Here is an 11,518-nt window from a genome sequence, read left to right on the forward strand (position 1 = left end):
CATTTATATTAATCATCATTTGAAACGTTATCCCAACCATCGCTCGCAACAGTAGCCCACTGATCTCTTACATCAATTTCGTCATACTCTGCATGTCCTCTAGGTTCTTCACGTTCCTCGTATTCTGCAAATTGTTCTACTTGAAGAAACGCTTCTTCCTCTAGAGGCTCATAACAATCAGATTTTTTTGCTCTTTCACGCCATAATTCAATTACTGATTTAGGTAAATACTGATTCAATTGACCAACTAATTCTACTTTTGTTTTTAAAGATAAGTAGGAAGCATATACAATGAACGATAAACATTGTTGGAATGTGAATTCATCAAAATGAGTTTCTACAATACTTAAAGCAATATCAGCTCGATCATGAATATAATCTCCTAATTCCGTCCTAATCGTGTCTTTTATCTCTAAAATGGCATCTTTCGGCATTAAATCTCTCATTAATACATAACTATCAGTCTCTGATTTTGCAGTATATACAATATTTTCTAAGATGATGTTTTCATGTTCTGAAATAATTGGTAAATTCAATACTGACTTTGAATTATCAAAATCATGACTTAAATACTCGTAACGAGCTTTAGCTGCCGTTTCATTGCGATTATAAATTGGCTTTGGTACAATCTTTCCAAACTTATTATCTTGCCTTTTATTTACACGTACGACTACACTTTCACCCTCCTGTAATCGCATTAATTCATCAGGCATTAATAAATAACGTTCTTTTGTACTTTCACTTGTACTCTTATCCGTAGATAAGAATTTACCACTTCGAGTATAGTCTTGAATCGTCTGTTTCCCTATTAAGGCAGCATAGTGTTCTGCTGTAGATTTATCCATTGTTAAGATATAAATTTGGTTCGAACAGTTACCAATAATAGTGTCGGCTTCATCCCCATATAAACTCTTAACTTGTGAATATGCTTGTAAAACTAAATGGAAGCGGAAACCTTTACCAGCACCAACCGTAATCATACCGTCCATACCATCAATAGCTGGCATATTACCGAATTCATCAAGTAATACTTGTACTCTTCTTTTCATTTTTCCACTTGCACTCATTGTTGCTTTTTCGGCATTCACACGATAGGCTTGACTTACAAAAATTGAAGCCAATACATGATTTGATTTATCAAAATCAGGCGTTACCATAAAAATGGCTACTGGTTTTTCACCAAACCCAATCTTTGTTAAATCTAGCGAATTATACGATGTTAACTTTGCATTTGGCGTTAATGTGAAAATTTGCAGTTTAGCCATTGCATTACTAAAAATACCAGAACGTGTATTACCAGCTGCAAAGTTACTCGTTGCATACATCATACGTGCTGGGTCATTTTCATCTCTTGCTTGGAAAAACATATCCAATGCATTTTCTCCTGTTTCCTCATTATTATCACTACCCTTTGTCGCAAGGAAATTGGCTACAGAATACATATTTACTCTTTCTTCTTTTCCCACTTTTAAAGAATCGGCTGTAATAGCTAAAATAATAGCTGTTACTAGGGATATTGAAGAGTTATTCCAAAATGGATCTTTAGCATTTGGATCTTGATACAAGGAAAATGTCACACTATTGGCATACTGTTGAGCTAAAGCAGTATCCCCTTTTTTATATGCTTCAATAACCAATTGAAGTGGGTTGAATCCCATTGATTTCTTTTGCTGCATTAAGTTGTAAATATAGACTTCATAACCTCTCTTTTTCAAAGTTTCATAGCTTGCCGCAGCAATTTCACCTTTAGGATCATTAACGATCATGGAGTCTTTTTCTTCTGCACGAGAAATTACATCAACTGATGGAAAAACGTATCGTTCCCCTTTACCTGAACGGGATATACCGATAACCGCTGTATGTACTGGGCCAGTATCTAGCATAAGTTGATATTTCTTTCCTCTTTGGAGAGCAGAAACAATTACACCACTTCCCCCTTTGTACTCTTTGTCACTTCCTGGTACAACCTTATATTGCTTCATTAATTCTTTTGGATCTTCAAACTCCGCACTACCATGCTGATTCTCATTCATTGTTGCGTAATTTGTTTTCATGCTGTAGCAAAATTTTAATAATCCAAAGAGAGTAAGTGCATATGCACCTATATAGAAGGTAATGATATCACGTTGAAAATTGAAACAATCCTCCCACGAAAGGTGGAATAGATCCATTGCTTGCATATTTTGATTAGCAAATGCTTTAAAAACCACTAATACATTTTGTAAAAATGCTAATAAGAAATTAGCAAAGAAAAAATTAAAAAATAAAACCAAAATACTAATCAACATTAATACTTTGGTTTCGGCTAATTTATTTATTGACTGTTTCACAAGCGCCCTCCTTTCCTATCTTCTTAATACTGAAACATAATTGGACGTTTCTAGCGTTTGCTCACGATATACATTTATATATTTGTAACGATACTGAATCTCGATAACAGTACCAACGGACTGTTTTCCAGAAACATTAGCACCCTTCTGATCCTTAAAATTCAGCTCATATCCTTTAGAACGTAATCTATTAGCTACCCCTTGAATTTTTGGCGTTACGCCGCCCTCTGAATCAACCATTTGCTGAATCTCAGTGGTTACTTTCATAAAAGCATTTTGATGAATAGATTGAATGCTTAAAAATAATTGAAAGGGTAAGAAAATAGATATAAATAAAAGCAATGAAAGAATAAAACCTTTCAGCTCCCCCATGTCACAGCTCCTTTCCGCCTCACTAATTTGATATCTTATTTAAAGATAATCTCTGTTCGGCTTGTGAACGGACTTCTTTCTCTTCATTTAATTGCTCAATTTTAAATTGAACACTTTCAATCTCATGCGAATTCTCCGTTGGTTTTTCAGCATGATTTAAAAATACATAACTAATTCGAATATCATTCCCATGATTCTTTTGAACTTTAATCACTTCTGATACTAAATTAGCGACTAATTCTGTTGGATCTTGTTCAATTTTTTGTGATTCTCTTAATTGACCTACTGCCATTGTTGAAAGTAATGATTTTACTTCTGTAATGGTCCTGGTATTACTGTTTTGATTTAAACCAAATATGGAGGCTGCTAAAATAATACATGCAACACTTACGATTACGAAAAAGTATTTAAATGGCACTGCCATAGTATTTCATCCCCTATCTTTCTAACGCCCCAAAGTACTTTCGTTAGAGCGTTGTTTCACTATTGGCTGTTTGTCCATATTTTTTTCATATTGCTTCACAAATTTAATTAAATCCCTATTAAATTCCTCAGTTCCCGTTACTAAAGTAGTTCTATTAGAATGTCGAGGATAAAAAACCATAGGATCTTCACCACCTGGTAAAGAATTAACCTCTGCATCCCTAACGATAATCTCACCTATCTGAAACGAGACTTTCCTTGTCATATCATTCTCTTTTTTATAAGAAAGCATCTTTAATTGTGCTGGTTTACTGTTTTTAGTAGGGATTACTATGTCTTGATAATCTTGATTTTTCGGTGCTTTTTGAGCAATATGTTTTAAGAATCCTTCCATTCTTTTATCCACTTCTACAAGCAATTTATTAGCTTCTAGCCCTGGAATATTCACGCTTCCTGGTGGATTATCAAATGAAATGTTATGAAGTGTTACCCCTTCATAACTAACTTTAAATTGTGTACGATCAATACTTTCTTGATCCGAACGATATAAACGGTTAATTACTAATCTCTGCTCTAATTTTGGTGCATCTATTAAGTTTTTATCCCACATATTATGTTTAATGGCTTCATAAGCTTTTTTAAATTCCAGCCTATTTTTTTGAAGATATTCATTTGTATCTTTTACATCTTCTAATTGATACTTAAATGACCTATAATTTAAGTTTTCTTCTTCCAATGCTTTCTTTATATTCTCATTAGCCTCAATTCCAGCCTTATCATTATCTGTTGCTATAATAAATACCTTATCTTGTAAGGCTTCCTTATTACTCTTTATATCTTCTATTACCTTTCTCCACTTTCGTGATCCTGTAAGAGCGTATATACCGACATCGGCGTCTATTTCACGAAAGGAATATGCATCTATTGGTGATTCTCCAATTACAATATGTGTTGCCTTCTCTGGAATATCTTTAAAATAATCCTTCGCATTTGATTTTGGATTTACTTGTAATTGAATTTCCTTTTTAGCTAAATTCGAATCGATTGTTGACCGTAATAAAATTCTGTCAATCATGCCACCATCACCATAGATTGGCATCACAATATTCCTTTTAACCATATCTGGAATGGAAGAATAATTTATCTTTTTGCCTTCATTTTGCATCGTCTTCTTCGAGTAAAAAATATTAGGAGCGATTTCGAACATTTTCTTCACGAGCTTTTCTTTCTCCAAGTCTAGAATAAAGTCTTGTGTCGTGTTCCTACTCATTCCCCTAAAACTCTCAAGATTCTTATTTTCTGTATTATATTGAATATGCTTTAATAACTTAGTTACCAAATCTATTTCTTTTCTTTGTTCTGGCGTGACTTCGGGATCTTTAATATTCTGTTTCCCTTTCCAGTCATTCACCTTTTTATTCTCTTCATACTCAAATACAATGGACGAACCACACACATTTTCACGGTTACATTGTAGAAATTGAGGATTATTTTTATAAATAAAAGCTTCGGGCTGATTACATTCTGGACAGGTACATAAAAAATAACGCCCCTGATCCTGAGCGTTAACAGCCGCTAAAGCTTCCTCTACATTTTGATAGGAATAAGTAATAACTTCTGAACGTGTCATTAAAATCTACCTCCTAAAACCTAGTTTCTGTTCCAGCAGCTATCTCACAAAATTGTTTTTCCTCTTCTGATAAACCTTCACGTTTTGTTTCTTCTTCAAAGAATTCCCTTAATACCTTCTCAATAACCCACTTTTCCACACTTTCAGCATTTACAAATGTTAATCCGTTAAGCAGTACTTCCGTCCATTTGTTTTGTAATTTCTGATTGATATCCTCATGGACCTTTAGTGAATCTTGAAAATCAGTTTTAGCACGCCATTCGAATAAATAATCTTGAAACGAATGATATAATGGATTATTAGTTTGTATCGCTTTTAACCTGGAACGATTTATAGAAAAATAATTTGCGGTTACGAATCGCACAAAATCCCCGAAATGTTCCACATTCCCAAACCATTCTTCTTTTTTCCCTTTAACTTCCTCATAATTCCCATTTAGTAAATCATGATAGTGTACAATATACTCGTAAGAATCAAAAATCGAGGCTACGATATCCTCAAGCTGTGAGAAGAAACCATTCGAAATCTTTGCGTATACGCTTTTGAACAATCTCTCTGATTGTTTTAATGAAAATAAAAAATCTGCCTTTTTCTCAAATAAATCCCGCTTCAAAAAAATAAACGAACGAAATTCTTGATTAAGAAATGCTTGTTTTTCTTCCTTTGCATAATTACTTAAGATATTTACATACTGTTTTTTTATTTCATCTGACCATACATCAGTACGCAGAAAAGTATCTTTAATTTGCTGCTCTATTGAGTTCTTATCAGAAAAGGAAACTTTTGAATCAAGCAGGAATTTGCCGTTTAAATATAATCCGAATCGTTTCGGTTGAACCTCTTGTGATCTACTTTTTACTTTATGGCGCAATTGAAAAATAATTTCTTCAGCTTCTTGTAAAAAGTAGCTCTTTGATTCATCAAGTTCTCTAAAACGTTCACCTTCCGTTGAGAATTTAATAATTATTTCTCTCAAGATCACTCCCTCCTTTACTTTTCACACCCATTAATTAAATTTTTTTGATACATCCATTCTTCTAATGTGAGAAAATCGTAAATATCCTCTTGTAAGTTCTCTTCTTTATCTAAATCCTTAAAATAAGAATCAAAAATACTGTCTTTCGCAATTTCTTGTTCTCGGAAAAGAATTTCTTCTACCCCAAACAATCTATTAAATTCAGTATCCACGTATTTTTCAACTAACTCCCTAAAATTCTCTCCTGGCAATAGTGAAAATTTAACTTTACACTGCACACTTAATAAACGTGTTTCCATTTCTTTAATGGTATTCCACTCTGGATATCTGAATGTTACATGTCTATCACCATCTACTAGTAATTCAAAGCTTTTTGTTCCAGTATCTTGAGCAATTAAGAAACTTCTTCTTTTCTCTCTAACGTTCCGAATAAATTCTTGCGCATCTTTATTACTACATAAATGATATGTATATGGTTTTTCTTCTCCATTTGCTTTAATTTCTACAATTTCAATTAGTCCATTTCCCATACTATGATTGGGATAAAAATCAATCTTTAATCCATTTCCTAAACACATAAGTTGGACACCTCCGTTTTTTTATAAAAAAAATATAAAGAGGTCATACGACCTCTTTATCAACCGAACCCTACTACTTGGCCTGATAACCAAGAAACAATAGCGATTCCAAGATATACAATACAAAATCCTTTTACTACATTGACCATCCAGCCTGTACATTGTTCTTTACGCTGTGGATCTTTTGAAACCATGTAAATAATACCAATAATAACTAAAATTAAACCTGCTAATGCTGGCGCAACTGGCTTAATTGTGTTTGTAAAATTACCAATCGTTGAAATAAATTCATTCATTGAATTTTCCTACCCCTTTTTTTTAAGATTTTACTAGTGAACCAATTGAGTCCACATTTGCAAGCATTGTTTCTTGAACTAGCTTCTCATGTGCTTCATGGAGCCAATCATAGTAACTAATACCCTTCGCTGCCAAAATATTTTTCGCAGCTGTTTCCATTTTTTTAAATGTGGGTGGCCTTTGCACCTTCGGCTTCTTTACCGGTGTTTCTTCTTGAACTGAAGGATTGTGGTTTTGATATTCCGTCACTCATATCACCTCCTTTCAATGAATTCATAAAAAAAGACCGTTTCCCTTAGGAAAATGGTCTTTTACACATAAATTTAGTTATATACCTAAATTAATTACTTTCTTCAATTGCTCATACAAACTTAAAGTATCAGTCTTTCTAAACTCAAACAATTTTTCTGCTGAGTGGGCCTTTGTAATCGCATTAATCTTAGATTGTTGATTATTCTTCACATTCACTTGATGTGGATATGATGAAATCTCTACCGTTGGATCATGTTGCTCTACTACATAAGCATCGTCAATAACACTTCCCACTAAATAGCGCTCGAAATTAAATTTTTGTCCAAATATTAAAGTGGCATCATTTAAGCCCATATTTGCTAACAAAACCTTATTTTCATAGGGTTGTTTGACTTTTAAAGCTGAATCAGACGAAATAGGAAGGTAGTAACGATTTAGATTTGTTCTTGATCCATACAAACCATCCTTACTATTAGAATCTGCATGTAAGAGTGTATCATTGAATTTCTGTCCTGTTTGCTGTTCATAATTGGTTTTAGCTTCTTGATTTACAATGTTCTTAATCTCGTCAGCTGATGGTAACTTTCCTTTTCCCTGTTCCATATCACGTAAATACTTTGTATAAGGAAACGGCTGAATAAACCCTGTTTGTTTTCCAACAAAGAAATAATCAGAGGTCCAATTTAAAGTATAGCTACGTTTTGTATCATTCAATAAGCCCTTATCCTTCATATTCTCTAGTTGAAGGGGCAATGCATACTTCGTATATGCATAGGGACTTTGATTTTGATATGTACTTCTTAAATTCTTATCAACATCAACAGTGTAATAATAACTATTCGCTCCATTTTTGCGTTGATACATGAAAGACTTAGATTTTTGGGAATCAGTAGGTAATTCTACTTCATATTCCATCGTTCCAGGTGAAACATCAATCCATGATTGCGTAGGTAAACTATTGTCATCTTTAGCCTTTGAAGTTGCAGCTTGTTTAAATCTTTCGTAGTAATTTTTATTAAAGACTACTTTCGCTTTATCCTTACTCATATCAATGGCTTTCTTTTTACCTACAATTAGATTGCCACCCTTTTCACCTGACGCTCCATTGCCCGTGATATTTTGTAAATCTTTAGCGCCAGTTACATTGAACATTTTTTCAAAACTTGGATCTACTAAAAGTCGGAGGTTTTCACCATAATGTTTAACTAAATCAAATACTTTTTTATATGGTTCGGACCAAACGGCTGTTGTATCCTTGTAGACCCAATCAAAGCAATCACTACCTTGTTGATCTTTACACATATAATTTTCACTGTAATGATTCGTATATTCATAAGAAGAATCATATTGTATATTCTTATTTTGTAGGTTTTTCAGATCTAATAAAAGTGCCATTGGTTTATCACTTTGTTCTGAAAAAACACCATTTGCACTTATACGATTTAAGACATTTCTAACCGAATAATGCTTACCTGTAATTTCAAAATTACTACTTGCATATATTTGGCTCGGTTTAGATGGATCTACACGTCTAAGCTCCCATAAATAATCACCTTTTGTCATTCCTTCTGTAGAGCCTTCCATTTCTACAATCCTAGTTGGATCAGTGAGAGAACTCTTATACGTAAAAGTAAAACTCAAGTTGTTTTCTGGAGCTTTTCCTTTATATTGCTGGTTTGAAGGCGCAGCAACATAAGAATTATTTTGTGAATCCTTAAATACCCCTTTATTTTCTGGAGTATAACTATAATCTGAACCTATCTTCATCTTATGATGGTCTTCTCTTAAAATTTTATTAGACTTAGCATCTACATGCTTTATGTCTACTTTAATAGAGCAAGTTTGATCCAAGTTTACAATGGAACCATCTGGACAAGTTTTTTGACCAATTTTATAGGATAATGTAGCTGGTTGACCGCCAAATATCCAATACGCACTACCAGCCCATCTTGTTTGCCCAGCTTCTTCTGGAGAACTTACTCCATACCATACAACAGTATTCGCTTCATTTTGCGCGACCCTTTGATATTTATCATTTCTAGTAAAGTATCTTCCACCAGACCAACCTGTTTGACGGGGATAATGTCTTCTTGCTACTTCATCATTCGCCATAAATAAGGTTGCTGCATTTAAACCAGAATCTAACGAAATTTTACCAAGACTGAAATCTAAATCACTAAATTGAAATGGTACTTTTAAATAGTCCCAAACAACATTATTTTCTACCTTTTTAATAATCCTTAGATTCCATGAATCTTCAGTAGTTCCATTAGGAAATAGTTCGTTTAAAGGGATATGCGCAACAAATCCTACATTATGATAATACATGTTACACTCATCGTTACTTTTGTTATAAGTACCTTGTGGACATGCATTATAAACTTCCCCTGTACTGTTTTGCCGGTTGTACTCCAAGTCCTTAGAGGCATCTAAGTCCGTCATTTCAGCTTGATAAATGTAACTTTTACCTGTTCTCTCATTTATCGCCCATAAATACGTTTCTTGATTGGAAGCATTATGCTCATGATACCCTACTAGCGCACTCCAACCTGTAAATTCTAAATAAGGTTGTGTTCCTCGGCCATAATCTCTATTTGTGATTTGCCATCTAGGTTTTCCATCCACACCACTATAAACATCGTATACTAGCTTTTTACCACTGTTCCAATCTTGCTTTTTCCCTCCAACCTCGCCAGGAGAAACGTTATGAGAAGGATAGGGCGAATATGCCGCCCCATATGTAGGGTTGCTAAAAAAACTTAAAGCAAAAAGAAACGAAAAACCAATTACCATTAGCCAATGCTTTACTTTCATGTTTCGTTTCACATCCTATATTAAAACAACTAATTTACTTACCAGCCGTTGGAATTGCTTTGAATACATTACTTACCATATTGCTCATTCCTGTACCAATTTGATTTAATAATGGCTGGATCACACCTGTCGCAAATCCTACGCATAATCCAAAGATCACTAGACATACTACAATGATTAAAATCGCTCCTTTTTGTTCACCCACTTCATTTCACCTCCTTTAAATTCATTCCTGCTATTTCCTACTTACCAGCCGTTGGAATCGCTTTAAACACATTGTTTACCATGTTGCTCATTCCTGTACCAATTTGACTTAATAATGGTTGGATCACACCTGTCGCAAATCCTACGCATAATCCAAAAATCACTAGACATACTACAATAATTAAAATCGCTCCTTTTTGTTCACCCACTCTTTTCACCCCCTCTTAACAATTCAATAAAAAAACATCCATAATGGATGCAAAAAACTCACACTGGATGTATTACTTTACTAGTCCTACACCTCTTTCAATTAACGATTCAATATCTTGCATACATGTTTATTATCCATTGCTAAATAAAAAATCATTAATTCAAAAAAGAATAAAACTAATGGTTTATTAAATCACTAAGATAGAGAGGATAAAAACCGAACCTAGTAAAACCATTAAAAATAATAGTCCAAATCCCCCATATAAGTAGTCGCAAACTAGTGCGATCCAGAAACCAAGTGTCCTCTCTTATGGTTACACTTTTCGAAACATCTTTTACCTATACACGGTTCGTCATTGATAAGGGAGGTAGACGCTTCTCCACACATGTTTTGCTTCTGGTAATATCATATCGTCAATTCCAATCTCCTCCCTGCCAAGAAACTATCAAGAAACTCTCATAAAACTCTCATAAAACTCCCAAATTTTTTTGTTCTTAGAGAAATAAAAAAAAGACTAGGATTATTCATCCTAGTCTTTTAAAATAATTATTTTCTAAATAGGTCCTTCAATCTTCTTAAACCATTTTGAATGGATCTTCTAAATGTTGGACTAACTCCAGCAGCAGCACCAACACCTACAGCTCCAGCAGCAGCAACTCCACCAGCTACCGCAATTGGTGATAAGCCACCTTGTTCATCTTTCACCTCAGAGAGTTTTTTCTTTTTGCTTAGAGGCTTTATCTTTATCTTTATCTTTATCTTTATCTTTTTTCTCTTCTTTTTTATCCTCTGTTTTTACTTCTTCTTGTTTTACTTCTTCCGGTTTATTTTCTTCTTTTTTCTCTTCATTTTGCTTTGCTTCTTCTTGTTTTACTTGTTCATCGGAAGTATTTAATTTTTCCTTGTTACCTTTATTATCTGCAAGATCTTTAAGGGTAGTATTCACAGATAAAGCAACATCATCTTCTTTATTCTTCATTGGAACAACTACACCATTATTCTCTACAAATTTAATTTCACCTTTAGCAATACTTTCAGCTTTTGGTTTATTGTCTTGTTTAGGTACATCTACTGGATTTGAAGTTACCTTTTTATCCTCTACTACTACATATTTAGCTTCTGGAACTACTTCTTGTTTAGGAATAAAGAAGTTTGGTTTTGTAGTAGGTTTTTCAATCGGTTTCTCTGGAATTCTATTGCCATTTGGCGTTTCTGTCTCTTTATTGCCATCTGGTTTTTCTGTTGGTTTCTCTGGAATTTTATTACCATCTGGCTTCGGCTCTGGTTTCGGCTCTGGCTTCGGTTCTGGCTTCGGTTCTGGCTTCGGCTCTGGTTTTGGTTCTGGTTTCGGCTCTGGTTTTGGTTCTGGTTTCGGCTCTGGTTTCGGCTCTGGTTTTGGTTCTGGTTTCGGCTCTGGTTTTGGTTCTGGTT

Annotated in this window: 12 protein-coding genes and 1 pseudogene; all 13 read right to left on the reverse strand. The window is 34.0% G+C overall.

The window, feature by feature from the left end:
• Nucleotides 1–8: 8 nt before the first annotated feature.
• On the reverse strand, nt 9–2,330 hold the full coding sequence (locus MHI26_RS31200) for a VirD4-like conjugal transfer protein, CD1115 family (protein ID WP_340809330.1): 2,322 nt from the start codon (nt 2,328–2,330) through the stop codon (nt 9–11).
• Nucleotides 2,331–2,345: 15 nt separating this feature from the next.
• Complete coding sequence (locus tag MHI26_RS31205; protein ID WP_061666003.1) at nt 2,346–2,702, reverse strand: hypothetical protein; 357 nt, start codon at nt 2,700–2,702, stop codon at nt 2,346–2,348.
• Between the two features lie 22 nt (nt 2,703–2,724).
• Complete coding sequence (locus MHI26_RS31210) at nt 2,725–3,126, reverse strand: hypothetical protein (RefSeq protein ID WP_340809329.1); 402 nt, start codon at nt 3,124–3,126, stop codon at nt 2,725–2,727.
• 21 nt (nt 3,127–3,147) lie between these two features.
• Nucleotides 3,148–4,755: a toprim domain-containing protein gene (locus MHI26_RS31215; RefSeq protein ID WP_061665803.1), complete on the reverse strand. Its 1,608-nt coding sequence runs from the start codon at nt 4,753–4,755 to the stop codon at nt 3,148–3,150.
• A gap of 13 nt (nt 4,756–4,768) precedes the next feature.
• Nucleotides 4,769–5,731 (reverse strand): hypothetical protein, encoded by a 963-nt coding sequence (locus MHI26_RS31220; RefSeq protein WP_061665802.1) that lies wholly within the window; start codon nt 5,729–5,731, stop codon nt 4,769–4,771.
• 14 nt (nt 5,732–5,745) lie between these two features.
• Nucleotides 5,746–6,309, reverse strand: coding sequence for a hypothetical protein (locus MHI26_RS31225; protein WP_061665801.1), 564 nt, complete (start codon nt 6,307–6,309; stop codon nt 5,746–5,748).
• 59 nt (nt 6,310–6,368) lie between these two features.
• On the reverse strand, nt 6,369–6,605 hold the full coding sequence (locus MHI26_RS31230; RefSeq protein WP_061665800.1) for a pilin: 237 nt from the start codon (nt 6,603–6,605) through the stop codon (nt 6,369–6,371).
• A gap of 22 nt (nt 6,606–6,627) precedes the next feature.
• Nucleotides 6,628–6,855 carry a hypothetical protein gene (locus tag MHI26_RS31235; protein WP_223838240.1) on the reverse strand — a complete coding sequence of 76 codons (228 nt, stop codon included), beginning with the start codon at nt 6,853–6,855 and terminating at the stop codon, nt 6,628–6,630.
• Between the two features lie 78 nt (nt 6,856–6,933).
• Nucleotides 6,934–9,672, reverse strand: coding sequence for a hypothetical protein (locus MHI26_RS31240; RefSeq protein WP_340809324.1), 2,739 nt, complete (start codon nt 9,670–9,672; stop codon nt 6,934–6,936).
• Nucleotides 9,673–9,706: 34 nt separating this feature from the next.
• Nucleotides 9,707–9,877, reverse strand: coding sequence for a hypothetical protein (locus MHI26_RS31245; RefSeq protein WP_176510574.1), 171 nt, complete (start codon nt 9,875–9,877; stop codon nt 9,707–9,709).
• Between the two features lie 37 nt (nt 9,878–9,914).
• Nucleotides 9,915–10,085 (reverse strand): hypothetical protein, encoded by a 171-nt coding sequence (locus MHI26_RS31250; RefSeq protein WP_164876590.1) that lies wholly within the window; start codon nt 10,083–10,085, stop codon nt 9,915–9,917.
• 548 nt (nt 10,086–10,633) lie between these two features.
• Nucleotides 10,634–10,792: a hypothetical protein gene (locus MHI26_RS31255; RefSeq protein WP_340994884.1), complete on the reverse strand. Its 159-nt coding sequence runs from the start codon at nt 10,790–10,792 to the stop codon at nt 10,634–10,636.
• 1 nt (nt 10,793) lies between these two features.
• Nucleotides 10,794–11,518 (reverse strand): annotated as a pseudogene (locus MHI26_RS31260) (hypothetical protein); the annotation flags it as partial.

Source organism: Bacillus sp. FSL K6-1218, from assembly GCF_038006445.1.
GTDB classification, from domain to species: domain Bacteria; phylum Bacillota; class Bacilli; order Bacillales; family Bacillaceae_G; genus Bacillus_A; species Bacillus_A thuringiensis_S.